Raw genomic sequence first — 24189 nt, 5'->3', positions numbered from 1 at the left:
TAGTACGGCCTTTTTTTATTTTTATCGCTTATCGTTTGGACACTTGATTCTACCCAGCGCCCAGTCTGCCCGCTCGCCTTAATAGACCGTCCAGCAGTCGCTGAGAGTGAGCGCCACAGCGCCTGTTTAGTCAAGTCAGGAATAACAAACTTTGCCGCGTTTGGTGAGGAATAAGCGGTCTGTAAGAACATCGTTATCCAGGTCTAACTATCTTCGGGCATGACCTTAACTTCACGTCTGGCTCCGGCCGCGACCTTCGTCCTACTTCTTGCTCTCAGCACCGCCCAGGCAGCCAGCTATAAGATCGCCACCATCAGTCCACTGAGCGGCAGTCTCACCGCCATCGGCAGCGAAGTCAAACGCGGCGCTGAACTCGCGTTCAAAAACCGCGCCGCAGAACTCAAGGCGGCAGGCATCGATGTCAGTCTGGTGTCGTTTGACGACGAAGCCTCGGCCACCAAAGGCGAACAGATCGCCCAGAGCGTCTTGGCGGACAAAGCCATTATCGGTGTGGTCGGAGCGCTCAATTCCAGTGTGTCCAATGTGCTGGGGCAGAGCTTTGCCGCAGACAAGCTGGCGGTCGTGACTCCATCGAGTACCAACGACGCCCTGACCAGCCACCGTTGGAGCAACTTCAGCCGCGTGGTGGCTCCTGACCGGGCGCAGAGCGTAGCCGCCGCCGCCTACATCGCCGATACGTTGGGAGCCAAGTCCGTGTTTGTCATCTCCGACAACACCGCCTACGGGAACGGGCTGACCAAAAGCCTGATCGGCAATCTCAAGACCCGCAACGTCGCGGTGGCCGCGTATGCAGGGGCTTCAACTCCGGCTCAGATTGCAAGCGTGATCAAGCAGGTCAAAGCCAGCAACGCCACCATCGTTTATTTCGGCGGCACCGACGACACCGGCGGGCAGCTCATTCAGGGCCTGCGCAATGCAGGCGTGCAGGCCGACTTTATGGGCGGCGACGGCCTAGATTCACCCAGCTTTTTGCAGCGGGCAGGCAAAGCGGCGGTCGGCGTGATTTACACCACCGTCTTTGGCCCCGTCAACACCTTTTCCAACTCCGTGGATTTTACTGCGCAGTACCGGGCCGATTATAAAGCCCTACCCAGTGGCGTGGCGGTCTACGCTTATGACGCCACCAACGCGCTGCTCTCCGCCCTCGAAAGCAAAGCCAAGTCGGGAGCGACAGTCACCCGGCCTCAAATGAGTGCGGCCCTGCGGAAAGTGGAGTTGCCCGCCTGCTTTTCAGGCGACAAGAAGGACTGCATCACCATCACCGGAGCGTTGTCCTTTGACGCGCAGGGCGAGCGATCGACCTCGCGCTTGCTGATCATGAAGTACGACGAGATGTATCAGGCCAAGATGGCCAAGATTCAAACCGTCAGTGCCGAAAGCTTGAAATAACAGCCGGGTCAACAGCGGTTCTCTCCTGATTTGCCGCGACGGGCCTGCTACTCTTACGCCATGTCCAGAAATGTGCTGATCCGTTTTGTTCCGCCCACTCCCATCAAGGTCAAAACCAGCAAAACAGAGTCCCGAACCCGCGAGTGGGACGGCGAGAAGCTGGCCGCGTTTTTGCAAGAAGGTCTGGAGATCTGGGCAGGCGACAAGTATCCGGACTTCGAGATGAAGGTGGCCGTCTCGCGCCAAGCCGAAATCCGCTTTGTGAACTGGAAGCCGGACAAGACAGAAGCTGAGGAGCTGCGGGCCGAGATCGGCGAGCAAATCAGCTTGGTGCTGGAAGGGATCGAGCCGGAAGATTACCTGAGCGACTGAAAACACTCAACAAAACAAGCCACCTGCATAGCCGCCGAAGCGGATGCAGGTGGGTTTGAATTTGGTTTGCGGCTTTGTCCACACGTGCATGGCTCAGCATGGTCACAGGGACACGCCCCAGAAGGCGAGGAGCGTCACCGCTCACCTGACCGACTAGGTTGAGGAATGGTCGGTGCGGAGCGGCCCATCATCAAATTCGTTGCGGTGCCGCTGGTAAGAAGAGTGGACAATGCCTGCGATCAGCCCCAGCAGGGTCAGCACCTCGAGGCCAGCGCTCCACCTCCACGGCACCTGAAGCAGCACCAACAGCAGACCCAGAGCGAGGGTGGGCAAAACGATCATCCACAGACGCCTGCGCAAACTCTTTGAGAAACAAGCCAACATATACTCGCGCCGTGTCATATCAATGAGTCTAATCCCGTGCCGTTAATAAAGCGTCATGCCAAAGTCAGGTGTTGTTCGTAACGCCAAGCTCTACAAACGTATTCCTGCGATATCCACAGAGCTGTGGTGACGAACGCTTTAGAAATAAGTGTTGCTGTATTTGATATGAGGCGGACGTTCTGCGATTCCACAGGATTCAGACGCTGCCTAACTTGGCGCTGACTTCACGGTAGCTCTGGGCCGCGAAACCCCTTCAGCCAACACCCCGCCCTCTATCCGGCCCGCTAGACTGCCGACATGATCGGAATTATTGGGGCCATGCAAGAAGAAGTTTCGCTGCTGATCAGCGAACTCCGCGACCACAGCCAGCAGATCTCGCCCGGCGTGACGCTGCATTCGGGCCTTCTGGACGGCCAGCAGGTCATCGTCACCGAAGGCGGCATCGGCAAAGTCAACGCGGCCATGACGACGGCGGCGCTCATTGCTGCGGGAGCCACACAAGTCATTTTTACCGGCGTGGCGGGCGGCGTTCACCCCGAACTGCGGGTGGGCGACATCGTGGTGAGTACCGATTGCCTCCAGCACGATGTCGACGTGACTGCGCTGGGCTACGAACTGGGCGTGGTGCCGGGCGAAGCGCTGAGCTGGAACGCCGACGAAGCGCTGCGCAGCGCCGCCCTCGAATCTGCCCGCGAACTTGAAGGCGTGCGGGTGGTAGAGGGCCGGATCACCAGCGGCGACCAATTCGTGGCTTCCCGCGAAAAAGTGCTGTGGCTGTGGGAAACCTTCGGAGCGGCCTGCGCCGAGATGGAAGGCGCGGCGGTGGCTCAAGTCTGCGCCAAACATGGCGTGCCTTTCGTGGTGATCCGCTCGGTCAGCGACACCGCCGATCACGATGCCAACGTGGATTACCGCGCTTTCATGCCGCTGGTGGCCCAGCATGCCAAGCAGGTGGTGCGCGGCATGCTGGTGCGCCTGAGCGCCCAAACCGGAGCTTGAAGACGCCTGCCGCCGCCCGTTCAGGTCAGCCCCCACCCCTGGCCGCTTGGTTGCTGGGGCTGGGCATCCTGATGGGTTTTACGGTGCTGGGCGAAAGCGCAGGAAAGCTGCTGCACTTGCCGGTGCCCGGCTCGGTGCTGGGCTTGGTGCTGCTGTGGCTGGCCCTCAGCGTAGGAGCGGTGCGCCTGAGCTGGCTGGAAGCGGCGGCCGACGATTTGCTGGGCGTACTGGGCCTGCTGTTCGTTCCGGCGACGGTGGGCTTCGTGAATTACCTCAGCGCGGGCGCGGCGTGGGGTTGGTGGCTGCTGGTGATGCTGACCGGCCTGTTGTGCGGCGCGGGCGTCACTGGCCTGCTGACTTCACGCTGGCTGGGAGAAGACCAGTGAAGCGGGCGGTTTTGATAACCCTGTTGATGAGACTGAGGAGGGCCAAATGCTCTGGCTGGCGCTGACCTTGCTGACTTTTGTGTTGGGCTTGTGGGCCCAGCGCCGCACCCATCACCCTCTGGTCAATCCCACCTTGATCGCCACGCTGCTGGTGGCCGCCGCACTGCTGCTGACCCGCATCCCTTACGCTGAATACAAAGCGCAGGTGCAGCCGATTTCGCTGCTGCTGTCTCCGGCAGTGGTGGCGCTGGCTGTGCCGCTGTACCGCCAACGTGCACTCTTGGCACGCCGGGGCTTACCGCTGATCGTCGGCAGCTTGAGCGGAACGCTGGTCGCCGTTGCCATCGACCTCTTTTTGCCGCGCTGGTTGCACCTCGCTCCCGAGGCTCAACAAGCCCTGCTGACCGCGCCCGCGACCAGTGCGGTGGCGGTGGTGCTGGCCGATTACACCCACGCGCCGCCCGCACTGGCCGCGACGTTGGCGGTACTCTCGGGCCTGATCGGCGCGGTGGTGTTGCCGCCGTTTTTGACCTTCATCGGGGTGCGCCGCCCACTGGCACGCGGACTGGCGCTGGGCAGCGTGGCGCACGGCATCGGCACCGCCCGCGCCCGCGAGGAAGGCGAGCAGACCGGCGTGGCCAGCAGCGTGGGGATGGGGCTGGCCGTGCTGTTGGTCACCTTGATCGTGGCACTGATCGGCTGAGCACCTGATCGGCAGTGAGCGTAGACGCTGTGCGGGCGTCTCTCAGCGAGTTCCTTTTGACCCCCGCCCCACACGGTAGACTGAAACGATATGGATACTTACGACGTTTTGGTGATCGGCGGCGGCCCCGGCGGCTACGTGGCAGCTATTCGCGCCGCACAACTCGGTTTCAGTGTGGCCTGCGTGGACGCCTTTACCCGTGACGGCAAACCCTCGCTGGGCGGTACCTGCCTCAACATCGGCTGCATTCCCAGCAAAGCGCTGCTCGACAGCTCAGAAAAGTTCGAGATGATCTCGCACGACGTTCAAGACCACGGCATCACGGTCGAAGGCGCGAAGATGGACGTGGCCAAGATGCTGGGCCGCAAAAACGGTGTGGTGGACAAACTGACCGGCGGCGTGGCGTATTTGTTCAAGAAAAATAAAATCAAGAGCTATCACGGGTACGGCAAACTGATGCGTCAAGACGAGGGCGGTTGGATTGTTGACGCTGCAGGCACCGAAGTCAAAGCCAAAAATGTGATTGTGGCCACCGGCAGCAATCCCCGCGCCCTGCCGCTCGCGCCGTTTGGCGGCAACATCGTGGAAAACAGCGGAGCGCTGGAGTTTAGCGAAGTTCCCAAGCGCCTCGGCGTGATCGGCGCGGGCGTCATCGGCGTGGAGCTGGGCAGCGTCTGGCGCAGGCTCGGCGCTCAGGTCACAGTGCTGGAAGCCTTGCCCGGATTCTTACTGCCTGCCGACGCGGCCGTGAGCCGAGAAGCGCTCAAGCAGTTCCAGAAGCAGGGCCTGGATTTCCATTTCAGCGTCAACATTACTGAAGTCAGGGACAACGGCGGCTCGGTCAGCGTGACTTACACCGAAAAAGAGCAGAGTGTCACCGCCGAATTCGACAAATTGATCGTCAGCATCGGGCGGGTGCCGAACACCGAGGGGCTGGGCGCGGCGCAGGTGGGCCTGGAGCTCGATGAGCGCGGCTTCGTCAAGATTGACGAGCATTACCACACCAATTTGCCAAGCGTCTACGCCATCGGCGACGTGGTGGGCGGCGCGATGCTGGCCCACAAAGCCGAGGACGAGGGCGTGGCGGTGGCCGAGATTATCGCCGGGCAGGCCGGGCACGTCAACTATGACGTGATCCCCTGGGTGATTTACACCTCGCCGGAAATCGCCTGGGCGGGCCTCACCGAGCAGGCCGCCAAAGACAAGGGCATCGCGGTCAAAACCGGTCAGTTTCCGTTTAGCGCCAACGGGCGGGCGCTGGGTCACGGCGATCCTCGCGGCTTTGTCAAAGTGGTGGCCGACGCCAACACCGACAAGGTACTGGGCGTTCACATGGTCGGCCCCAACGTCTCCGAGCTGATTGCCGAAGCCGTCACCTTGATGGAGTTCGGCGGCAGCGCCGAGGACTTGGGCCGCACCGTTCACGCCCACCCGACGCTGAGCGAAGCGCTCAAGGAAGCGGCGATGGGCGTGGGCAAAATGGCCATTCACCTGTGAGCTGAGGGGCAAAGAGACTTGCTCCGCACACTTCCTGTCAAGGGGGTGGGCAAGCTCCCTCTGAACCCGTAAACTCATTCCAACGCGCCGCGAGGCGCAGGGAGGCCCACAATGACTGCGACCGAAAGCAAATGGCTGGATACCGAAACACGCTATGACAGCGGCGTCTACAACAAGCACCAAGTGGTGATGGTTCGCGCTGAGGGCGCAACCGTTTGGGACGAGTCGGGGCGCAGCTACATCGACTGCGTGGCGGGCTACGGCGTCGCCAACATCGGCCACAGCCACCCCGACGTGGTGCGGGCCATTCAGGAGCAGGCCGGCAAGCTGATGGTGATGCCCCAGAGCATTCCCAACGACAAACGCGCCGAATTTTTGCAAGAACTCGTCAGCGTGCTGCCCAAGGGTCTAGACCGCATTTTCCTTTGTAACTCCGGCACCGAAGCGGTGGAAGCGGCCAAAAAGTTTGCCATCACCGCCACTGGTCGCACCCGCTTTGTGAGCATGAAGCGCGGCTTCGCGGGCCGCACGCTGGGCGCACTGGCCTTTACCTGGGAACCCAAATACCGTGAGCCGTTCGGCGCGGCGGTGGACAACGAGCACGTTTCCTTTGTCACCTACGGCAACATCGACGAACTGCGGGCTGCCATTACCGAGGACGTGGCCGCCGTCATCATGGAACCCGTGCAGGGCGAAGGCGGGGTGAGGCCGAGCAACATAGAGTTCTTGCGGGCCGCCCGTGAACTGACCCGTGAGAAAGGAGCGCTGCTCATTCTCGACGAGATTCAGACCGGCTTTTGCCGCACTGGGAAGATGTTCGCCGTCGAGCACTTCTGCGCTCAGGAATGTCAGGACGCCGATGGTATTCGCTGCGGCTGCAAGGTGGACAGCCAGTGTCAGGTGGTGCCCGACGGCATGACGCTGGCCAAAGCGATGGCAGGCGGGGTGCCGATTGGCGCGTTTGCCATGACCGGCGCAGTGGCCGACAAAATGCCTTCCGGCGGACACGGCACCACCTTCGGCGGCAACCCGCTGGCGATGGCCGCCGGAGTCGCCGCCATTCGCGCCATGAAAAACGAAGGCATGGTCGAGCAGGCCCGCGAGAAGGGCGAGTATTTCATGGACAAGCTGCGGGCCATTGATTCGAGCAAAATCCGTGAAGTGCGCGGCATGGGCCTGATGATCGGCATGGAGCTCAAGGAAAAGAGCGGGCCTTACATCGCCGCGCTTGAGCATGATGAAGGCGTACTGACTTTGGCCGCCACGCCGCTGGTGATCCGCTTTTTGCCGCCCGTGACGATCAGCAAAGAGCAGATCGATCAAGTGGTGGCCGCCGTCGAGAAAGTGCTGAAGAATGTCAATCCGCGTGAAGTTTCCAAGGCGGAAGTCAAGGAAACCAAGCAGAGCGAGTAAACGCGGCGCTCCATCCGTTTTTTGAGCTTGCCCCCAGTCCCGCCTTCACGCGGCGCTGGGGGCAACTTTATTTGGCTTATGCTTTGGGTATGCTCATCATCGAACGCGCCGAGATTTATCTGCTGAGGTTGCCGCTCAAATTCCGCTTCGAAACCAGTTTCGGGGTGCAGACCGAAAAGCAGGTGCCGCTGCTGGTGCTGCACGGCGGCGGGCTGACCGGACTCTCTGAGGGCGTCAGCGAACCTTTGCCGATGTACCGCGAGGAAACCACCGTGGGCGCACTCAATTTTCTGACCCAGGGCGCTTTGCCCGCCGTGCTGGGCCGCTCCTTTGCCAACCCCGAAGCGGTGGGCGCGGCACTTTCAGCTTGGCGAGGCAACCGGATGGCCAAAGCCATGCTAGAAATGGCCGCCTGGGACCTGTGGGCGCGGCAACTTGAAACCCCACTGTGGCAACTGCTGGGCGGTAACAAAACGGCGGTGGAAGTCGGCGTGTCGCTGGGCATCCAGGCCGATGCGGCAGCCACTGTAGATAGCGTGGCCAAGCACAACGCGCAGGGCTACCGCCGCATCAAGCTCAAAATCAAGCCGGGCTGGGACGTGGAGCCGGTGCGGGCGGTGCGTGAGGCGTTCCCCGACTTGCACCTGACCGTGGACGCCAACAGCGCTTACACGCTGGCCGACAGCGCCCAGTTGCAGGCACTCGACGAGTTTAAGCTCGACTACATCGAGCAGCCGCTGGCCTGGGACGATCTCCACGACCACGCCACCTTGCAGTCGCGCCTCAAGACGCCGATTTGCCTCGACGAGAGCATCGCCAGCGCCGCCGATACCCGCAAAGCCCTCACGACTGACGCGGGACGGGTGATCAATCTGAAGGTGGGGCGGGTTGGCGGCCACAGCGAGGCGAGGCGGGTGCATGACGTGGCCCAGAGCTTCGGCGTGCCGGTGTGGTGCGGCGGGATGCTGGAAAGCGGTATCGGGCGGGCGCACAACATCCACCTGTCCACGCTGCCCAACTTCACCAAACCCGGCGACACCGCCAGTGCCAGCCGTTACTACGCCGCCGACACCATCAACGAACCGCTGGAAGCCGAGAACGGCCTGATGCCAGTCCCGGCAGGCGCGGGCATCGGGGTAAGTCTCAACCGCGACTTCGTGGAAGAGCGGGCCGATTACCACGAGGAGTTCGGTCTTTGAAGGAGCCGATTACTCGGCCAGCTTTCACCATCCGCGACTTGCACACCGCGCGGGAGATGGTGGTGTTGGAAGACCTTCAGCGAGCGGCCTGGGGATACTCCGAAACCGCCGTGCATCCCCGCAACATCTTCCGCATTCACGCCCACCTCGGCGGAGTGGTGGCGGCGGCTTTTCCGGTCGACGAGACGGATGAGGAGTGCGGCCCGGCCTTCGGTTTTGTCTACGGCTTTCCGGCTTATCAGGACGGGCGCATCTGGCACCACTCGCACCTGCTGGCGCTGCGACCCGACTGGCGCGGACACGGCGCGGCGGCTGCACTCAAGCACCACCAAGCCCGCCGAGTGCGCGAGATGGGCCTGACCAAAGTGACGTGGACGTTCGACCCGCTAGTGGCCCGCAACGCCCGCTTCAATCTGGGCAAGCTGGGCGCGAGGGCGGTGTCGTATCACCCCGAGTGGTACGTGGCCGAGGATCTGCCCGCTGACCGCTTGATGATGGAGTGGGATGTCAGCACGGAGCATTCGGAGCGGCCCCCGCCGAAGCCGGAAGGCGTCCGGGTATTGGAAGCGCAGGGCCAGACGCCCAGTGCGCCTGAGCTCAGCGCCGACGCGCCCAAGTTGCTGGCCGAGGTGCCGCTGAATGCTTTTGAGCTGCCCTCTCCCCTGACGCTGGCGTGGCGGCTGGCGCTGCGAGACGTGCTGGGGCATTACCTCGCCTCGGGCTACGCCGTCACCGATCTGGCGCGGGAAGGCGAACGGGCGTTTTATGTGCTGGAGCGGGTGGAGTAAAAGAGGGCGCTCAATTCAACTTGGTTTGCTCTGCCTTGGGCTGTTCAGCTTTCACGGCGTCTTTGGTCAAATCCACCGGGGCGGCGTCCACCGTTTTGTCTGCTGGCTTGGCTTTATCTGGGCCACCTGCATTTTTGCTGCGTTCCTCAGCGCGGCGGCGCAGCTCGGAGGCCAGATCGGTAAAATCGCTGGCACTCGGTAAAATGTTCTTGGTCTTCTGCTTGGCTTCCTGTACCACCTGAGTGCGCTGATCTTTGTCAAACGGCAGGCCGAGGCGCTTTTGCTCGAAATACTGCTCGGAGAGCCGCCCCAGCGCGTATGTCCAGCCGTAGACGGCGGGCGCGGTGATCAGGCCGCCCACAATCGGCAGGGCCAGCTTGGCGAGGCTGCGCATGACCTGACGGGCCACCATCCCGTAGGCCACCGTGACGCCGAGTTCCTGAATAATCTCGCGGGCACGCTCGGCGGTGATCTCGAAGCCGTAGACCTTGCCCACGTGCAGCACCATCTTGATTTGCAGCGGGGTAATCAGCAGCAAATCGGCAAACGGCAGCGGCTCGACGGCCACCGCGCCCGCCAGCAGGGCGGCGTTGCGGATCACACCTTCGGCGTTTTCCTCACGGGACTTGTCCGCGTCAATGTCAAAGTTGAAATTATCGAGTACTTGCTTGAGAAGCGGCAACATAAGCGCATGCTAGCGCCCGCATCCTCAGAAAGAATGGGCGGCGGCCTTTAGCTGGGCTTGTGGTGCTGCGCCGCGCCCGCTGAGCTCCCGTCTTCCGGTTCCTGCGCTAGCGCCTGAAACAGGGGGCGCAGCGACTGCATTTCCCGCGTCACACTCACCCACACCAACGAAACGTCGAGGCCGAAATAATCGTGGGCCACCAAATTTCTCACGTCGCGCAAAGTGGCCCAAGGAATCTCCGGGTGGGTGTCTTGCAGGCGCTGCGGCAAGTATTTGGTGGCCTCCCCTATTCGCAGCAGCCGCAGCAGCACGGCGTCTCGGGTCAGCGAATCAGCGCTGAAGCTTTCAAAGGTGTGGGCCGCCGTGTACTCCCGCAGGGCGTCTATGTCACTGAGCAGTTCGTAGACGCGCCACTTCCAGCGCTTGTGGCCCCGTCTCGGCGGATGCAGCTTGGGATCGAGGGCGTCCACCGCGTCCAGCAGCACTTCTCGGCTCAAGGGGGGCTTGAGGGCCGCTTCGGTCACGGCGTCGGTGCGGTAGCCCAGCAGGTGCTCAAAAAAGTCGCGGGCGCGGGCCAGCGTCAGGAGTCCTGCGCCCGCTTCAAGGTCAAGCAGCACGTCCACGTCCGACTCGGCCCCGGCTTCTTGCCGCGCCACCGAGCCAAAAACCCGCACCCGCTCAACACCCAAGTCCTGCCACTCACTCCTGCGCTCACGGATGAGGGCCACCACTTCGGGCAACTCGGGGCGCAGCAGTCGTGAGTGTGTCACTCAGTTGACCTTGCTGCCGGTCGGACGCGGCGGCGGGCCGTCCACGTGGGCTTTTTTGAGGGCGTCAAAGGCCTTACCTCTATGGCCCACGGCGCGTTTTTCTTCCAAGCTGAGCTGAGCCATGCTGCGGCCATCCGGCAGCCCAAACAGCGGGTCGTAGCCGAAGCCGCCCACCCCGCGCGGGCCTTCCAAAAGTTGGCCGTCCACTTCGCCCCGGTACTCCTCGATGTGGCCGTCCGGGTAAGCCAGCACCAGCACGCTGATAAATTTGGCGCGGCGGTCTTGGACGTTGCGGGTGCGCTCCAGCAAATACAAATTGCGCTCGTGGTCGTCTTTGCGGTTGCCGAAACGGGCGCTGTACAGGCCCGGTTCACCGCCCAGAGCGGCCACTTCCAGGCCCGAATCGTCGGCCAGCGCCGGCAGTCCAGTGTGCAGAGAAGCGGCAGCCGCTTTGATCATGGCGTTTTCGGCGTAGGTGCTGCCGGTTTCTTCGGGCAAGCTGTAATCGCCCAGCGGCTCAAGCTGCCAGCCGAGGCCAGAAAGCGCTTCTTCAAATTCAATGACTTTGCCGAGATTGCTGGTGGCCACCACCACGCGCAAGGGGGGGCTGGACGGTTCCGGGTTGGATGGACTCATGCGCTTAGTGTACGGCCCACCGCTGATCTACAAGGGCCAAGTTTCTCACATCTACCGCTCAGCTTCGCCCTTGACCTTCTGCCCACTCACCCGCACCTCGGCTGGTTGCAAGTCGTCGGCCTCGCCGTACTTGACGCTGAGGTAACGGCGTCCAGCTTCCAGCTTGCGGGTGTGCTGCTGGGCCTGCGCGTCGCTGATAGACCGCATCCGGCGCTCAATCAGGGTCAGTTGCTCGGAGAGAAGCACTTCGCCGTAAGCCAGGCCCGAACCCGTCACCCGCAGGTCTTGGTAAGCCGAGAGCGCGGTGGGCAAATCATCGTCGGCCGCTTGGCGGGCGTCATGGGCCTCGCGGGTCAGCACCCCGCCCGCCGCCGTGGCCCGCAGCGCGTCGCGGATGGCGGTGGCCGAGGCGTTGAGCTTTTGGCGTAGCGGCGCACTCAGGCTTGCGCCCGCTTTGAGGGTCAGGTGAGCCAGCTTTTGAATGCGCTCGGCTTCCAAGGTGGCAAATTCGGTGCCCACATCACTGCGGGGCAATGCCGCGCCGCCACTCCGCAGCACCGCCGCTTGCCGGGTTTGCCGCCGAAACTTGCCAAAGGCCAGCACCACACCTGCGATGGCCAGGAGCATCAACAGCGTGGCCACCAAGCTGCCTTTGATGCCAGCAAGAATTAAGCAGATCAGCAGCACGGCAATCAGTCCGAGGCTCAGCGCTCCCACCACGATCAGTCCCAGCGTGTCTCCGGCGCGGCCTGCCAAGTACGCGGCTTGGCCAGCGATGGAAGTGGGCTTGCCGCCGCTGAGCCACTGCTGGTCGGGCCACTGCTGATCGTCTGAAGTTGGGCGCGGTGAAGGAGGAAGTGACATGTAAACGCTCCGCTGAGAAGTGAGAGAAGAAAATTTGCTTAACTGCCGAGAACCGCTCAAATCCATGTTCAGAGTACGCCCCCAACCTGAGGAGAGTTCCCGCTTCCTGCATCTTTCTTGAGCTGCTCGGCCAAAGCCTGCCAAGGTTCAAGCTGAAAATAAGTGTGGCCCAGCGGGCTGGTACTCGGCAGCACCCAGACTTCGGCTCCCTCCAGGCGCTCGGCTCGCGGGCCATACGGCAGCTTGCCGGTGGGCAGGCCCAGCACCTGACTGGCTCCGCGCTTGCTGGTAAAGGCCACCACTTCGGGGCGGTAATAGGCAATCCGGGCACGCAACTCGGTGGGTTCCCACGCCTCTGAGGGCAAGCTGGCGTCCACGCCACTGTGCTTTTTGGCCACGTCGGTCAGACCGATACCCAGCGCCAGCAAAGCCGGAAACTCCTGCGGCTTAAAGAGGTGCGGGGTCAGGCCCACTTCAAACAGCACCCGCCAGAACTTGTTTTGCGGATTGGCGTAGTAAGCCCCCGCTGCGGCGCTGATGCGGCTGGGCGCGGTGCCGATCAGAACCAGCTTGAGGCCGTGCGCGAGTAAGTCAGGCACCAGATGGCCCGCGCCGGACGGCTCAGGCCCGTGCTCCGGCTCAGTCGTCGCTGTAGCGCTCATCTTTGAAAGGATCTCCGCGCATATGATAGCCATTGCGCTCCCAAAAGCCGGGGGCGTCGGCGCTGATAAATTCCAGGCCGCTGATCCATTTGGCACTCTTCCAAAAATACAGGTGCGGCACCACCAATCTCAGCGGGCCACCGTGTTCGGTTTCCAACGGCTTGTCGTCAAAGCGGTAGGCCAGCAGGTTTTCGGGACGCACGAAGTCGCCCAAGCTCAGGTTGGTGGTGTAGCCGCCCACCGAATGAATCATCACATGACTGGCTTCCGGCTTCAAGCTCAGCAGCGGCATGAGGTCAGTTACGCGGATGCCCGTCCAGGTGGTATCGAGTTTGCTCCAGTGGGTGACGCAGTGGATGTCGTAGGTCAGGGTGGTTTGCGTCAGGGCACGCAGTTGCGGCCACGAGAACTCCCTTGCCTCGGCCAAACCGGATATTTTGAGGGTGACGTCTTCCAGCTTGTAGCGCGGCGCGGGGCCGTAGGTCAGCACTGGGAACCGGCTGGTCAGGCTTTGACCGGGAGGCACACGCCCGTTCATATCGTCGGCGGGTTTCTTGAAAAATTTGCCAAGCATAGCGTTATTTGAGCGCCCGCCGCGCCGCCCTTTGGTAAGCCGCCTCGCCTTCGCCGTGCCAGACAAGATTAATCTCAAGTTCATTTCATGCCTTCTTCATGTCTGCTTAAGGCGCTATCACGTTCAAGTCAGCTTGAGGCGGCAAAGTGAAGGAGATGAAGCAGATCAATAAGGGACTTTTGGGACTGATCGGCGCGGCTATGCTGCTCTCGGCCTGTAACATTACCGTGACCCCAGCGCCCAATGGGGGCGGCAGTTCGGTAACTCTGAACGCCGTCACTTCGTACAACAGCGAATACACCCTGAGAACAAGTGTTAAGGATCAGAACAACAAGACGTTAGCAGCGGGAACGAATGTCATTTGCGATGACCGGAATACGCAACTGCAAGTCGGCGTCAGTTGGACAGGTGGCCTACAGCGCATCGGGATTTCATTTAAAGGCGTGCAGACCGGCCAAACCACCAAACAACGTATTTTTGGTGACCGCTACAGCTCTCCCGATTACTCAGGCAATGGACTGGCCACCATTACCATCGGTTCTGAAGTCGCTCCGCTCAAAGTCAGCAGTGGCCTGAGCGCACAGAGCATCATTCCCACGCCGATTAACACCACTTATGTCAGAGGGTACACCTACGTTCAGGCCATTGGCGAAGACCAGAATGGAAACGTCAGCAACGTCGTCGAAAGCGTAACAGCCATTCCAGTTGTCAACTGCTCGTAAACTTTATCGGCACTCCGCCTTTCTCAAGCTCAACTTTTCAAGGAGAACACCATGAAACTCAACGCCAAAATGCTCTTGCCCGCCCTCGCCTTGCCCCTCCTCCTCGCCGCCTGCGGGAGCGCCAGCACCGGCTCCGGCACGGTCAAATTTAACGACTTGAAAACTGAGTACAGAGACGCAAATGGTAAGTACGTGGCCTGCGACAACACCATCAATCAAGATGGCAGCACCACCACTATTACCAACGTGGGCGTGTACTACAACGCTTCGGGCACAGTTTCCAGCATAGGCATCAACTTGCTGGGAAATACGGACAGCCAGTACGACAGCAACTACGGCGCAACTGTTCAGGGTAGCAACTTACAGAATCTCGGCGGTAATGACTTCAAAACGATTTTCACGGCAGATTCATCTAACGGTTTCTTGCCTCAAGCGATTGTGGTCAAGCCGAATGCCAACGTCAACATCAAAACAGTCACGGCCAGCAACCAAGTGGCCAACGGCAAAGGCAGCTTCTATGCCAAGCTGACACTTACGGGCGATGGTAAGACGGTCAGCACCAACAGCGTTTCGGCCTTGCTGCCCTCTATTCCGGTCTATGCCAACTGCACCGTGACTGCTGTAACTGTGGACAAACTCTAAACCCTCAACATTTCATCTGCCGCCCCATCGTGGGCGGTTTTTTCGTGCCGCTCCCCCACCGCCGCCGCACGCTACACTGCACCTTAAGATGTCCAACTCAAATACCGCCTCCAAAGACGCGCTCTACTCTTCGTGGCTCACTTTGCTGTCGTGGCTGGAACAAGAAGCGGCCCCGCGCGGCCTGACGCTAAGCAAAGTCGCCGACTTCCCCGATTACATCTACCGCATGGAGCGGCCCTACGATCTGCCCACCACCATCATGAGTGTCAGCCTCAACCGGCCCGACACGCACTCGCCGCAGGATCAATCGTCACAGGGCACTGCGCAACTGGGAACTGGACAAGCGCTGTTTTTGGCGGCGGTCAGCCCAAGGCACGTGGATCTGGGCGGGGTATCGCTGAGGGTCATGGGCGGCAGCAAGCACTGGCACCTTCACGCCCATGACGGCCACCTGCTGGAAGGCAAACGGCCCTTCACGCGGGCGCGGCTTTCCAACATCCTCGACGGCGTGCAAGAAGGTCTGGAAGCCTAAAATTGATCCTCCCCACGCGGAGAGGAAAATTCAAAATCTACACCGCAGGATCGGAAGAAAGCGAAGGAAAAGACGTAGAGCAGTTCAATGCGGTGGCGTGAGTCGTCGCCGTGCCAATTCGCGCGAGCAGAATATTTCCGGCCCAAGCAGTCGAGCAAGTTGTTTGGTTGGCCCTCCAATTTCGACCTTCGCCTCACGCCTGCGCCCAACAGAGTGGGGCCGCTATACTGGAAGTTCTTATGACCAGAGCCAAGATTCCCATGACCAAGCGCGGGCACGACAAGCTTGCCGAAACCCTCAACCACCTCAAGACCACCCGCCGCGAACAGATCAGCGAGTACATGGGCAGCGCTCTTGCCGACGGCGACTTGCGCGAAAGTGCCGCTTACGACGAAGCCAGAATGCAGCAGTCTGAAAACGAGTCGCGGATTATCGAATTGGAAGACCAGTTGGAACGCGCCCAGATTATTGAAGAAAACGCCCAAAACGGCGTGGGCCTCGGCGCAAAAATCAAAGTCAAGGACGAGCGGGGCACTGAACGCAGTTTTGAGATCGTCGGCACGTATGAAGTGGATGTCCTCAAGGGGCGCATCAGCGATCAGTCTCCCATTGGGCAAGCCCTGAACGGTTGCCGCCCCGGCGACACCGTGACGGTACCGCTTCCCAAAGGCAGTGCCAAATTCACCTTGCTGGAAGTGACTTACGAATAAAACCCGTTGAACTCACCAAAAGCCGCGCCTTCTTAGATGAGAAAGGCGCGGCTTTTGGTGGTGGGCAGACAAACAAGGCTAGGCCCGCATCCGCAAGGGTTCGTCACGACGTAAAAAAGCGGCGGCCCCCGCGATAGCCAACAGAGCGAGGTTCAGAGCGAGCCAGACACTCAACAACACCACAATGAGATTCATTTAGGTTTTTTATTGTACAGCTCATCTTGAATCAGGTCTGTTAGAAACCAGACAAACGGCGAAAGGGGCTAGCAGAGCGGTGTTCTAAGCTTCAGCCGCCAAAGTTGCCGCCACTTCAGCCAGCAGGTCAGGCCGGAAGCGCTGACCGCTGGCATGTTCAAGCTGCCGCGCCAGCACGCGGGCCGGAAAGTCTGGAAGGCTCAGTAAAGTGGCTCCCACCCGCTGCACTTCGCGGCCCGCTTTGCCGCTCAAGTCAAGGACGGTGTGGTAAGGCTGTACCAGATGGCTCGGCAAAGTGCCGCCCGTGATGACCAAGAAGTCGGCCTTTTCAGCAAGGCCGCGCAGAGCAGCGTCTTGGCGCGTCAGAGCGAAAGCCGCCAGACCCGCTGGCAGATCACGCGACATCGCTTCGGCTTCGCGGTGCGAGTCGGCAACCACCGTGATGGCCTTGAAGCCCATACGGGCCAGCCCCAGTCCCAAGCGTAAATCGGCAGCCGAGCCGATCAGGACGGCGTGCGCTCCTCTGGCGGCGTAACTGCTTTCCTGCACGGCGCTCAGCAGCGCTTCGGGAGCGGCGTAGGTGCCGCGCGGCCCGCCGGTAAAGGCCAGCGCGTCGGTCAGTCCGGCGCGGCGGGCGTCGGGATCAAGCTGGACTTGCTCAGCGGCCTGGGCCTGCAAGCTGGGATGCAGCAGCGCTCCGGCAAAGCCCAGCGATTCGCAGGCGCTCAGCACTTCCGGCAAAGGCGCGGCAGGCACGCCGAGCGTCACCAGGCCGAATTCGCGCAGGGCGCGGGCAGCGGCAGCGGAATAGCCGATCAGTGCCAGAGCGCCCTCGCCTTGCATCAGGGCCATTACAACACGTCCTCAGCGCTGCCGCGTTTGCGGAGGTTGTTTTGGGTTTTGCGCCAGCGCAGGCCGCGCACAATCAACGGAGCCAGCGGGCTGAGCGGCAATTCGTAGCCGGGAAACCAGACTTTTTCGCCGCCGAAGTTTTCTTTCATGCGGTAGACCCCGAAGCTGTGTTTGCCCTCATCGAGTTTGCGCGGAATACCCCAGAAATCAAAGCTGCGGTAGCCGCGCTGCTGGGCGTCTTGCATCGCGCCCCAGTAAAAGGCAGTGGGGGCTTTGGCGTCTTTGCGCTCAGCACCCTCAGCGCCGCTGCCCTCAGCAGGCCGGTCATCTTTGATGCTGCCGCCGAACAGGTAATTGGTGGCCGCACCCATCGCCAGAAAAAAGCCCCCCGCCAGCGCCCGCCCCTCGTGCCGCGCCAGCACGATGTAAGCGTCGCCCCCTCCACTGGCCCCCGAGCGCAACATGGTCAGGTAATAGCTCTTGGGAAACGCGCCGAGCTGGGCACGTTCGTTGGTGGCGGTGAAGATCGTCCAGAACTCTTCGAACAGTTCCTCGCCGCCCGACACCACTTCCACCCCAAATTTCTGAGCGGTCTTGACATTGCGCCGCGCCATGCTGTGCAGGTTCTTGAGCAGCTCAGCGGGCGGGCGCATCAGATTAACGGTAATGGTGTGCTCGGGCTGCTCGGCTTCGGTGCGCCGCCAAGGGCCGATCTGTTCGGGAATCAGTTCGGGGGTGCGGGCAAACGGCGGCTCGATTTTGATGAGGGTGTCGGTGGGCCGCGCCAGTTTGCGCAGGGCAGGCGCGAGGTCGGGAAGCTGGGCCATACTGCTCAGCACCGGGCCGCGCGGCGCGTAGAGCAAATCGAAACCCGGCACCAACCGCTTGCGGATAAGTTGGAGCGCTCCGACGATCTGCCCCTGATCTCGGATGAAGTAGCGCGTCGGCACCTGGCCGAGTTCGCGGCGGGCCTCACCGTAGCCCCAGCCTTGCAGGGCGCTGGTGACAGGCAGGCGGGCCACCACTTCGTCGTAAGCGCGGGCGTCTTGGGTAGGAAGTAGCTCTAAAGGCACGGTCAGGATTGTAGCAGGCAAGCAGTAAGGGTGACTTTGCCGGATCAAATCAGGCGGCCCAAAACAGCACCCGGCAAAGCCGCCGAAGAATGGAGGCTGGCTCAAAGCAAAGCAGTCTTTGGAACGCTAAAGTGAGCAAGTGAAAAAATATCTGTTGACTGCCCTGCTGGCTCTCACCTCGCTGGCGGCGGCTCAGGCCACCACGCCTGCGCCTACTCTGCCCGCAACGCCCGCACCTGCTGCCGCGCCCGCTACCACCGCGCCTGCCACCACTGCGCCCGCTCCCACTGCCGCGCCCGCTCTGCCGGAAACCGATCCCACCACCGTAGTGGCGACGGTGGGCGGCACCGACTACACCATGGCCGACTTTGACCGCTCGTTCCGCATGGCGGTGGCCCGCAGCGCCAACTCGCAGGGCATGCCCTACAGCAGCGATATGGAAAGCTCGTTCAATCAGTTCAAGCCGCAGTTTTTGACCACTTTTTCCCGTCAGCAGGCCACCTTGCAACTTGCCAAAAAAGCCGGATTCAAAAGTGACGACGCGGCCATCGATACCCAACTCACCACCGACCAAGGCCAGTTTCCCAGCAAAGAGGAATTTGATACCGCGCTTCAGGGCAGCGGCTTTGCCGACGAAGCCGATTACCGCCAGTCGCTGCAAGAGCAGCAGATCGTGGCCGCTTATCTCAAGAGCATTCAGACGCGCTTCAAATTCAGCGATTCGTTGGTCGCCGGATTTTACAGCCTCAACAAAGCCAGCTTTACCCGCAAGGCCGAGGCCTGCGTCAAGCACATTTTGGTGCCTACCGAAGCCGAAGCGCAGCAGATCGTCAAAGACCTCGCGGCGGGCGGCGACTTCGCCAAAATCGCGGCGGCCCAGTCCAAAGACCCCGGCAGCGCCGTGCAGGGCGGCGACCTCGGCTGCCTCGCACCGGGCGATACCGTACCGGAATTCGACAAGGCCAGCTTCGAGGGGCCGCTCAACCAGGTTCAGCTGGTCAAGTCACAGTTCGGGTATCACGTGTTGGTCGTGACCAAGCGCACCGACGCCGGAACCGCGCCACTGAGCGAAGTGGACAGCCAAATCCGCGACCAATTGGCCGGTGAAGCCGCCCAGAAGTATTTGGACGCTCAAGTCAACCGCCTCAAGGTGACGACTTACGCCGACCGCTTGCCCGCCGCCCCCGCGCCGACGGATGACGCTGCCCCGACAGACGCTGCGCCCACCACCGCGCCTTCCGCACCTTAAACTCCCTCCTTTATTTCAAGCCGCTCACTTCAAATCGAGGTGGGCGGTTTTCAGTTTTCAAATTGATGGATCTATCAGCGCCAGCACATCGGCCAAGCGGCTCAGGACAAAGTCCGGCACGGTACCTGAGGGCAGCGGGTGGCTGGTAGGCAGGTACGCGGCCCGCATTCCCGCCGCCTGCGGCCCAGCAATGTCGTTGCGCGGCGAGTCTCCGACGAACAACGTCTTGCCTGCCGGGACGCACAGCCGCTCAAGGGCCAGCTCATAAATGCGCGGGTCGGGCTTGGCAATTCCGGCGGCCCCACTGATGATCAGGTCGTCGACGAGCGGCAGCAAACCGAGACGCTCCATCACGCCGTGCTACATGGTGGTGCGGCCGTTGGTCAGCACCCCAATCTTGAGGCCACGCCACCGCAGTTCGGCCAAGACTTCGTGAGCGCCCACCATCAGCTTGACGGCCCCCAATTTGTGTTCTCTGAAGTCGGCAAAGAGGACAGCAGGATCGTGTACAAGCTGATACTCGGCCACCAGCGCCGCGAACACCTCCGGCTTGGGGTAGTAGCCAAAATCGTCCAGCTCGGTGAAGCGCTCAGCGTACCCGCTCGGCAAGTCAAAGCGCTCCACGTGGCCCAGCAGGTACTCGGCAAGAGTGGCTGAGCGGTCATGCAGGGTGCCGTCCAGATCAAAAATGACGGCCCTGAAGCTCAGGCTCCTCCGGTAGAGCGGGCCGTGACGTCGCTCAGCAGAATGTCTCTGGGCGCGTCCAGCACGAAGCGCACGGTTTGGGCCAGCGTCTGCGGCTGGATGAACGTTTCAGCGTCGTAGGTTTCGCCTTCTTGCCGCCGCACTTTTTGCTGCATGGCGCTGGCGGTGCGGCCCGGATAAATACTGGTGACGCGCAGGCCCGCCCCGCTCTCCTCAGCCCGCAGGGCGTCAGCCAGCGCCCGCAGCGCGAACTTGCTGGCGGCGTAACTGCTCCAGCCCGCGCTGGCACTCAGGCCCGCGCCGGAGTTGATAAAGACCACGCAGCCGCGCATCTGGCGCAAATTGGGGAGCAGCAAACGGGTCAGCTCGGCGGGAGCCACCACGTTGACGGCCAGGGTGTTGGTCCAAACGCTGTGGTCTTGCTCGGCAACTGGGCCGAGTTCCACCGTTCCGGCGTTGTGAATCAAGTTGGTCAGTGGGGGCAAGTCTGCGAGCGCCGCCGCAAACGTCTCAGGCCGCGCCAGATCGAGCAGCAGCGGGCGGGCGTTGGGCAATTCGGCGCACAGAGCGCTCAGTTTGGCTTCGTCACGGCCTTGCAAGATCAGGCGGTGGTCGCGGCAAGCCTGGGCCAATGCCGAGCCGATGTCGCCGCTGGCTCCGGTGATGAGTGTGGTTGCAATCATGAGGGCAGTCTAACCAGCTCCGAGACAAAAAAGCGCTCTTGGAACTCCACGGCTGCCAGCAGCTCCGCGTCTGTCCAAACCGTGCTGGGGCGGGCCACGATCAGTTTGTCTTCGGTATCGTTCCGGCGCACCACGACGGCCACCACCACGCCCTGTGCTTCGGCCAGCGGGGTTGTCCAGCCCAGCAAGTAAGCGTCTATGGGCAGCCCGTCGCCGCTGAGCGTCTGGGGAAGTTCGCCAGAGTTGACCGGGTAAATGAGACCGGGCCAGCGCGGGTGGCGGCTGCCGAGGGGCCGGTCAACCACCACCCGCACGGTTTGGCCGAGGTAAGAAGTGAGATCGGGACGCATAGCCAGAGGGTACAAGCTGGGCCGCGCTCTAAGCTAGAGTCTAGCCAATGGGCCTCAGCGACGATCCGTTTACCTTTCAGGCCACCAAAGACGGGCGGCTGCGGATTTCGCGCGGCCTGAATGTCGTGATGGTGTTGGGCGGTCAGCGGGCCGAAAAACTGCTCCGAGCGCTCAGCGCCGCTGAAGACATCGACGCTCAGCAACAGCTTCTCGCCCGCGCCACTGGCAATTACCGGCGCGGCAATGAACGGATCGTCAATGCCAAACTTCAGGGCGGGAGCTGACCTCTGCCCTCGCTGCGGCGTAGAATCGCAGTCATGAATCCAACTTTTGTGCTTTCCGAAGCGGAGCAAACCAGTGCCAACAACGAACTCTTCGAGCTGCTGCGTATTCCTAGTGTCAGCGCCGATCCCAGCCACGTAGGCGATATGCGGCGGGCCGCCGAGTACTTGCAGGCCAAGCTCGCCACCTTAGGCTTCACGGCCCGTGTGGAAGCCACAGACGGGCATCCGGTGGTCTACGCCGAGCACCTGAGCGATCCGGCCAAGCCCACCGTACTGATATACGGCCACTACGACGTGCAGCCCGAAGCCCCGATTGAAGAATGGCTGACACCCCCGTTTGAACCCACCGTGCGAAATGGCCGTATCTACGCACGCGGCTCCACCGACGACAAGGGCCAAGCCTACGCCCACATTCGCGGCGTGGAGTTGCTGCTGGCATCGGGCGAGCTCCCCCTCAACGTCAAATTTTTGCTGGAAGGCGAAGAAGAAGTCGGCAGCAAGAATTTGGAGCCGTACTTGCAGCAGTACGCCGAGCAGCTCAAGTGCGATGTGATCGTGATTTCTGACGGCTCGCGCTTCGCGCCGGACGTGCCGACCGTGACCTACGGCCTGCGCGGGCTGAGTTACGTGGAAGTGCTGGTACAGGGCGCAAACCGCGACCTCCACAGCGGCAGCTACGGCGGCGTTGCACCCAACCCGATCAACGCCCTGGCCGAAATCATCAGTAAGCTCAAAGACGAGCAGGGCCGCATCACCATTCCGGGCTTTTATGACGGCATTGACGAAATCACCCAAGAAGAACGCGACCTGTGGGCCAGCTTGCCGCACAGCGACGCCGAGTTTGCCGCCAGCATCGACGCCGCAGGACTTCCCGGCGAAGCGGGCTACACAACTTTGGAAAGAATCTGGGCACGCCCGACGCTGGATGTCAATGGCATTTGGGGCGGCTATCAGGGCGAGGGCAGCAAAACCGTGATCGCCGCCAAAGCCGGAGCCAAAATCAGCATGCGGCTGGTGCCCGGCCAAGACACGGAGAACATCACCAAACTCATTCAGGACTACGTTCCGAAGATTGCCCCCGCAGGCGTCAAGGTGGAAGTGCGGGCGCTGCACGGCGGCCAACCGGTCAAAATCGACCTCGACAACCCTTACGTGCGGGCGGCGGGCAAAGCGCTCCAGCAGGTTTACGGCAAAGCGCCCGCCTTCACGCGCGGCGGCGGCTCGATTCCGATTGTGGCGGCCTTCAGAGAAATTCTCAAAGCGCCGGTGGTCTTGGTCGACTTTGGCCTCAACGAAGACGCTCCGCACAGCCCCAACGAGAGCTTCGCGGTGAAGGATTACCACAACGGCATTTTGACCAGCGCTTACTTGCTTCAGGAGCTGGCGCAGGTTGAGTAAGGGAGCAGCAAAAGCTAAGGAGCGGGGCCAGTTTGTTCGGAAAACCCCGTGAAGATCGGCTTTCTCTCCTCGCACGGAGGCAGCACGGCGCGGGCGGTGGTGGCGGCCTGCGCGGCGGGTGAGCTGGACGCCACCCCTGCCCTGCTCATCAGCAACAACAGCGCGTCGGCGGTGATGCGGTGGGCCGCCGAGATCAAGCTGCCCCGCCTTCACCTCAGCGGCGCGGCTTATGCCGATGCTGCCGAGTTGGACGCGGCCATCTTGAAATCTCTCCGCGCTCACCAAATTGACACCGTCATTCTGAGCGGCTATATGCGCGAACTCGGCCCACTCACGCTCAGTGCGTATAAGCAGCGCGTCCTCAACGTGCATCCCAGCTTGCTGCCCAAGTACGGCGGGCGCGGCATGTACGGCGACCTGGTTCACGCAGCGGTGCTGGCGGCGGGCGAACGTGTCAGCGGCGCAACCGTGCATCAGGTGGAAGCGGGCATAGACGAAGGCCCCATCGTGGCGCAGTCGCGAGTGGCGGTCCTGCCGGACGACACGGTGGCGAGCCTGCGTGCCCGCGTACAGGCCAGCGAAGGCCCGCTGATGATTCAGGCGCTCGGAGCACTTTCGGCCGCCCGCGAAACGCCAGCATGCTGAAACGCAAAGTCTTTGACCGCCGCAATTGGCAGCGGGTGGTGGGCGGGGGCGAGCAAACCACTTTGGTGGTGCCCAGCGGCGTGATCGTTGATTACCGGGCAGGTGAAGTCCACAGCCCGCTGGTGGTGCCGTTTGAGAACCGCACCCTGCGGATTCTGGACACCGGCTACCGCTGGGTGCATTACGCGCCTACAGCGGCCAAGCACGCCCTGACCCTCCAACTCGACGAGGCGGGGCACATTCGGCAGCTCTACATAGACATCGGCGAGGCGAGTGGCGTTGGTGCTGAGGGCCTACCATGGATAGACGATCTCTATTTGGACGTGGTAGGGATGGTAGAGGTGCAGCCGGGCGGCGAGTGGCACGTCACCAAAACCGAAGTGCTGGACGAAGACGAACTCGATGAAGCCCTGCGGCTGGGCCACATCTTGCCCAAGCAGTACACCGCCGCATGGAGCGGGGCACACGCCGTGCTGAGCGGCCTCAAGGCCCACACGTTCGCTCCTTTGGACGTGCTGCGCCGCTACCTCCAAGACCCTTACACCTAGCGCGGGCCAGGCAGGGACTTGCATCTTCACCCCATAAAGCGCTAACTTGCTTGGCGCTGGAACGGTGTCCGAGTGGTTGAAGGAGCACGCCTGGAAAGCGTGTATAGGTGCAAGCTTATCGAGGGTTCGAATCCCTCCCGTTCCGCCAAAAGCTAGATACAGGAAATGAAGTGGGCCGCCTCAAGTTGAAGGCGGCCCACTTCTGTTTGGCGCTGACAGAACGTGCCTGCGGCAAACAGGTTGAGGAAGCCAGCCGCGC

At 61.8% G+C, this 24189-nt stretch carries 29 protein-coding genes, 1 tRNA gene and 1 pseudogene; 19 read left to right on the top strand and 12 right to left on the bottom strand.

Annotated elements, in window-relative coordinates:
- The first annotated feature begins 219 nt into the window (after window positions 1-219).
- Together FNU79_RS08335 and FNU79_RS08330 are read left to right on the top strand one after the other, a co-directional pair.
- Window positions 220-1410, top strand: coding sequence for a branched-chain amino acid ABC transporter substrate-binding protein (locus tag FNU79_RS08335; protein WP_143720397.1), 1191 nt, complete (start codon window positions 220-222; stop codon window positions 1408-1410).
- Between the two features lie 60 nt (window positions 1411-1470).
- Window positions 1471-1782, top strand: coding sequence for a hypothetical protein (locus FNU79_RS08330; RefSeq protein ID WP_143720396.1), 312 nt, complete (start codon window positions 1471-1473; stop codon window positions 1780-1782).
- A gap of 153 nt (window positions 1783-1935) precedes the next feature.
- Here FNU79_RS08330 and FNU79_RS08325 read toward each other — a convergent pair whose 3' ends face one another.
- Window positions 1936-2124, bottom strand: a complete 189-nt coding sequence (locus FNU79_RS08325; RefSeq protein ID WP_143720395.1) for a hypothetical protein — start codon at window positions 2122-2124, stop codon at window positions 1936-1938.
- 339 nt (window positions 2125-2463) lie between these two features.
- On the opposite strand from FNU79_RS08325, the gene FNU79_RS08320 reads away from it, so the two are divergent.
- From FNU79_RS08320 to FNU79_RS08290, 7 genes are all read left to right on the top strand, one after another.
- Window positions 2464-3165 carry a 5'-methylthioadenosine/adenosylhomocysteine nucleosidase gene (locus FNU79_RS08320; RefSeq protein ID WP_143720394.1) on the top strand — a complete coding sequence of 234 codons (702 nt, stop codon included), beginning with the start codon at window positions 2464-2466 and terminating at the stop codon, window positions 3163-3165.
- Window positions 3162-3551 carry a CidA/LrgA family protein gene (locus FNU79_RS08315; RefSeq protein WP_225429969.1) on the top strand — a complete coding sequence of 130 codons (390 nt, stop codon included), beginning with the start codon at window positions 3162-3164 and terminating at the stop codon, window positions 3549-3551. The genes FNU79_RS08320 and FNU79_RS08315 overlap by 4 nt, the downstream gene beginning before the upstream one ends.
- Window positions 3552-3597: 46 nt before the next feature.
- On the top strand, window positions 3598-4254 hold the full coding sequence (locus FNU79_RS08310) for an LrgB family protein (protein WP_143720393.1): 657 nt from the start codon (window positions 3598-3600) through the stop codon (window positions 4252-4254).
- A gap of 90 nt (window positions 4255-4344) precedes the next feature.
- A complete protein-coding gene (gene lpdA, locus FNU79_RS08305; RefSeq protein ID WP_143720392.1) occupies window positions 4345-5751 on the top strand; it encodes a dihydrolipoyl dehydrogenase in 1407 nt (468 codons plus the stop codon).
- A gap of 111 nt (window positions 5752-5862) precedes the next feature.
- Complete coding sequence (locus FNU79_RS08300) at window positions 5863-7164, top strand: aspartate aminotransferase family protein (protein ID WP_143720391.1); 1302 nt, start codon at window positions 5863-5865, stop codon at window positions 7162-7164.
- A gap of 89 nt (window positions 7165-7253) precedes the next feature.
- Window positions 7254-8363: an o-succinylbenzoate synthase gene (gene menC / locus FNU79_RS08295; protein ID WP_143720390.1), complete on the top strand. Its 1110-nt coding sequence runs from the start codon at window positions 7254-7256 to the stop codon at window positions 8361-8363.
- The gene (locus tag FNU79_RS08290) at window positions 8360-9151 is read left to right on the top strand and encodes a GNAT family N-acetyltransferase (protein ID WP_225429968.1); all 792 of its coding nucleotides are present in this window, start codon (window positions 8360-8362) and stop codon (window positions 9149-9151) included. Before menC ends, FNU79_RS08290 begins: the two co-directional genes overlap by 4 nt.
- Window positions 9152-9161: 10 nt before the next feature.
- Here FNU79_RS08290 and FNU79_RS08285 read toward each other — a convergent pair whose 3' ends face one another.
- From FNU79_RS08285 to FNU79_RS08260, 6 genes are all read right to left on the bottom strand, one after another.
- On the bottom strand, window positions 9162-9836 hold the full coding sequence (locus FNU79_RS08285; RefSeq protein ID WP_143720389.1) for a YcjF family protein: 675 nt from the start codon (window positions 9834-9836) through the stop codon (window positions 9162-9164).
- Between the two features lie 47 nt (window positions 9837-9883).
- Window positions 9884-10606 carry a HepT-like ribonuclease domain-containing protein gene (locus tag FNU79_RS08280; RefSeq protein ID WP_143720388.1) on the bottom strand — a complete coding sequence of 241 codons (723 nt, stop codon included), beginning with the start codon at window positions 10604-10606 and terminating at the stop codon, window positions 9884-9886.
- Entirely contained in the window at window positions 10607-11242 is a 636-nt protein-coding gene (gene rdgB / locus FNU79_RS08275; protein WP_143720387.1) for an RdgB/HAM1 family non-canonical purine NTP pyrophosphatase, read from the bottom strand.
- Window positions 11243-11293: 51 nt separating this feature from the next.
- Window positions 11294-12106, bottom strand: a complete 813-nt coding sequence (locus FNU79_RS08270; RefSeq protein WP_143720386.1) for a hypothetical protein — start codon at window positions 12104-12106, stop codon at window positions 11294-11296.
- A 68-nt stretch (window positions 12107-12174) separates the two neighbouring features.
- Window positions 12175-12768 carry a mismatch-specific DNA-glycosylase gene (locus tag FNU79_RS08265; protein ID WP_143720385.1) on the bottom strand — a complete coding sequence of 198 codons (594 nt, stop codon included), beginning with the start codon at window positions 12766-12768 and terminating at the stop codon, window positions 12175-12177.
- The gene (locus FNU79_RS08260) at window positions 12746-13342 is read right to left on the bottom strand and encodes a sulfite oxidase-like oxidoreductase (protein ID WP_143720384.1); all 597 of its coding nucleotides are present in this window, start codon (window positions 13340-13342) and stop codon (window positions 12746-12748) included. Before FNU79_RS08260 ends, FNU79_RS08265 begins: the two co-directional genes overlap by 23 nt.
- Window positions 13343-13497: 155 nt before the next feature.
- Here FNU79_RS08260 and FNU79_RS08255 point away from each other — a divergent pair, with 155 nt between their 5' ends.
- The 4 genes from FNU79_RS08255 (at window position 13498) to FNU79_RS08240 (ending at window position 15948) form a co-directional block, all read left to right on the top strand.
- Window positions 13498-14064, top strand: coding sequence for a hypothetical protein (locus FNU79_RS08255; RefSeq protein ID WP_225429967.1), 567 nt, complete (start codon window positions 13498-13500; stop codon window positions 14062-14064).
- 51 nt (window positions 14065-14115) lie between these two features.
- On the top strand, window positions 14116-14706 hold the full coding sequence (locus FNU79_RS08250) for a hypothetical protein (protein WP_143720383.1): 591 nt from the start codon (window positions 14116-14118) through the stop codon (window positions 14704-14706).
- An 88-nt stretch (window positions 14707-14794) separates the two neighbouring features.
- On the top strand, window positions 14795-15238 hold the full coding sequence (locus FNU79_RS08245; RefSeq protein ID WP_143720382.1) for an NADH-quinone oxidoreductase subunit 15: 444 nt from the start codon (window positions 14795-14797) through the stop codon (window positions 15236-15238).
- 239 nt (window positions 15239-15477) lie between these two features.
- Complete coding sequence (locus FNU79_RS08240) at window positions 15478-15948, top strand: transcription elongation factor GreA (RefSeq protein ID WP_143720381.1); 471 nt, start codon at window positions 15478-15480, stop codon at window positions 15946-15948.
- A gap of 279 nt (window positions 15949-16227) precedes the next feature.
- Here the strand turns inward: FNU79_RS08240 and FNU79_RS08235 are convergent, their stop codons facing one another.
- Entirely contained in the window at window positions 16228-16995 is a 768-nt protein-coding gene (locus FNU79_RS08235) for a shikimate dehydrogenase (RefSeq protein WP_225429966.1), read from the bottom strand.
- Window positions 16995-18068, bottom strand: a complete 1074-nt coding sequence (locus FNU79_RS08230) for a lipid II:glycine glycyltransferase FemX (RefSeq protein WP_143720380.1) — start codon at window positions 18066-18068, stop codon at window positions 16995-16997. Before FNU79_RS08230 ends, FNU79_RS08235 begins: the two co-directional genes overlap by 1 nt.
- Window positions 18069-18207: 139 nt before the next feature.
- Between FNU79_RS08230 and FNU79_RS08225 the strand changes: the two genes are divergently transcribed.
- Entirely contained in the window at window positions 18208-19317 is a 1110-nt protein-coding gene (locus FNU79_RS08225; RefSeq protein WP_143720379.1) for a peptidylprolyl isomerase, read from the top strand.
- A gap of 57 nt (window positions 19318-19374) precedes the next feature.
- On the opposite strand, the pseudogene FNU79_RS08220 reads toward FNU79_RS08225, so the two are convergent.
- The 3 genes and pseudogenes from FNU79_RS08220 to FNU79_RS08210 form a co-directional block, all read right to left on the bottom strand.
- Window positions 19375-20007 (bottom strand): annotated as a pseudogene (locus tag FNU79_RS08220) (HAD family hydrolase).
- Window positions 20008-20021: 14 nt separating this feature from the next.
- Complete coding sequence (locus FNU79_RS08215) at window positions 20022-20705, bottom strand: SDR family oxidoreductase (RefSeq protein WP_143720378.1); 684 nt, start codon at window positions 20703-20705, stop codon at window positions 20022-20024.
- The gene (locus FNU79_RS08210) at window positions 20702-21055 is read right to left on the bottom strand and encodes an inorganic pyrophosphatase (RefSeq protein WP_143720377.1); all 354 of its coding nucleotides are present in this window, start codon (window positions 21053-21055) and stop codon (window positions 20702-20704) included. Before FNU79_RS08210 ends, FNU79_RS08215 begins: the two co-directional genes overlap by 4 nt.
- A 47-nt stretch (window positions 21056-21102) precedes the next feature.
- On the opposite strand from FNU79_RS08210, the gene FNU79_RS08205 reads away from it, so the two are divergent.
- The 5 genes from FNU79_RS08205 to FNU79_RS08185 all read left to right on the top strand — a co-directional run bounded on the left by FNU79_RS08205 (window position 21103) and on the right by FNU79_RS08185 (window position 24078).
- Entirely contained in the window at window positions 21103-21339 is a 237-nt protein-coding gene (locus FNU79_RS08205; protein ID WP_143720376.1) for a hypothetical protein, read from the top strand.
- Between the two features lie 33 nt (window positions 21340-21372).
- Window positions 21373-22737: a dipeptidase gene (locus FNU79_RS08200; protein ID WP_143720375.1), complete on the top strand. Its 1365-nt coding sequence runs from the start codon at window positions 21373-21375 to the stop codon at window positions 22735-22737.
- A 48-nt stretch (window positions 22738-22785) separates the two neighbouring features.
- A complete protein-coding gene (locus FNU79_RS08195) occupies window positions 22786-23382 on the top strand; it encodes a formyltransferase family protein (protein ID WP_143720374.1) in 597 nt (198 codons plus the stop codon).
- Window positions 23376-23930, top strand: a complete 555-nt coding sequence (locus FNU79_RS08190; RefSeq protein ID WP_225429965.1) for a DUF402 domain-containing protein — start codon at window positions 23376-23378, stop codon at window positions 23928-23930. The genes FNU79_RS08195 and FNU79_RS08190 overlap by 7 nt, the downstream gene beginning before the upstream one ends.
- A gap of 58 nt (window positions 23931-23988) precedes the next feature.
- Window positions 23989-24078: transfer RNA gene (locus tag FNU79_RS08185), tRNA-Ser, on the top strand.
- Window positions 24079-24189 lie beyond the last annotated feature (111 nt).

It is taken from the genome of Deinococcus detaillensis (assembly GCF_007280555.1).
GTDB classification, from domain to species: Bacteria; Deinococcota; Deinococci; order Deinococcales; family Deinococcaceae; genus Deinococcus; species Deinococcus detaillensis.
This window is presented reverse-complemented; position numbering and strand designations above follow the sequence as displayed.

Bases quoted from the DNA above. Each gene is read 5' to 3' on its own strand.
- FNU79_RS08335 (WP_143720397.1), top strand. From the start codon at position 220: ATGACCTTAACTTCACGTCTGGCTCCGGCCGCGACCTTCGTCCTACTT.
- FNU79_RS08330 (WP_143720396.1), top strand. From the start codon at position 1,471: ATGTCCAGAAATGTGCTGATCCGTTTTGTTCCGCCCACTCCCATCAAG.
- FNU79_RS08325 (WP_143720395.1), bottom strand. From the start codon at position 2,124: ATGATCGTTTTGCCCACCCTCGCTCTGGGTCTGCTGTTGGTGCTGCTT.
- FNU79_RS08320 (WP_143720394.1), top strand. From the start codon at position 2,464: ATGATCGGAATTATTGGGGCCATGCAAGAAGAAGTTTCGCTGCTGATC.
- FNU79_RS08310 (WP_143720393.1), top strand. From the start codon at position 3,598: ATGCTCTGGCTGGCGCTGACCTTGCTGACTTTTGTGTTGGGCTTGTGG.
- lpdA (WP_143720392.1), top strand. From the start codon at position 4,345: ATGGATACTTACGACGTTTTGGTGATCGGCGGCGGCCCCGGCGGCTAC.
- FNU79_RS08300 (WP_143720391.1), top strand. From the start codon at position 5,863: ATGACTGCGACCGAAAGCAAATGGCTGGATACCGAAACACGCTATGAC.
- menC (WP_143720390.1), top strand. From the start codon at position 7,254: ATGCTCATCATCGAACGCGCCGAGATTTATCTGCTGAGGTTGCCGCTC.
- FNU79_RS08285 (WP_143720389.1), bottom strand. From the start codon at position 9,836: ATGTTGCCGCTTCTCAAGCAAGTACTCGATAATTTCAACTTTGACATT.
- rdgB (WP_143720387.1), bottom strand. From the start codon at position 11,242: ATGAGTCCATCCAACCCGGAACCGTCCAGCCCCCCCTTGCGCGTGGTG.
- FNU79_RS08270 (WP_143720386.1), bottom strand. From the start codon at position 12,106: ATGTCACTTCCTCCTTCACCGCGCCCAACTTCAGACGATCAGCAGTGG.
- FNU79_RS08265 (WP_143720385.1), bottom strand. From the start codon at position 12,768: ATGAGCGCTACAGCGACGACTGAGCCGGAGCACGGGCCTGAGCCGTCC.
- FNU79_RS08260 (WP_143720384.1), bottom strand. From the start codon at position 13,342: ATGCTTGGCAAATTTTTCAAGAAACCCGCCGACGATATGAACGGGCGT.
- FNU79_RS08255 (WP_225429967.1), top strand. From the start codon at position 13,498: ATGAAGCAGATCAATAAGGGACTTTTGGGACTGATCGGCGCGGCTATG.
- FNU79_RS08250 (WP_143720383.1), top strand. From the start codon at position 14,116: ATGAAACTCAACGCCAAAATGCTCTTGCCCGCCCTCGCCTTGCCCCTC.
- FNU79_RS08245 (WP_143720382.1), top strand. From the start codon at position 14,795: ATGTCCAACTCAAATACCGCCTCCAAAGACGCGCTCTACTCTTCGTGG.
- FNU79_RS08240 (WP_143720381.1), top strand. From the start codon at position 15,478: ATGACCAGAGCCAAGATTCCCATGACCAAGCGCGGGCACGACAAGCTT.
- FNU79_RS08235 (WP_225429966.1), bottom strand. From the start codon at position 16,995: ATGGCCCTGATGCAAGGCGAGGGCGCTCTGGCACTGATCGGCTATTCC.
- FNU79_RS08215 (WP_143720378.1), bottom strand. From the start codon at position 20,705: ATGATTGCAACCACACTCATCACCGGAGCCAGCGGCGACATCGGCTCG.
- FNU79_RS08210 (WP_143720377.1), bottom strand. From the start codon at position 21,055: ATGCGTCCCGATCTCACTTCTTACCTCGGCCAAACCGTGCGGGTGGTG.
- FNU79_RS08205 (WP_143720376.1), top strand. From the start codon at position 21,103: ATGGGCCTCAGCGACGATCCGTTTACCTTTCAGGCCACCAAAGACGGG.
- FNU79_RS08200 (WP_143720375.1), top strand. From the start codon at position 21,373: ATGAATCCAACTTTTGTGCTTTCCGAAGCGGAGCAAACCAGTGCCAAC.
- FNU79_RS08190 (WP_225429965.1), top strand. From the start codon at position 23,376: ATGCTGAAACGCAAAGTCTTTGACCGCCGCAATTGGCAGCGGGTGGTG.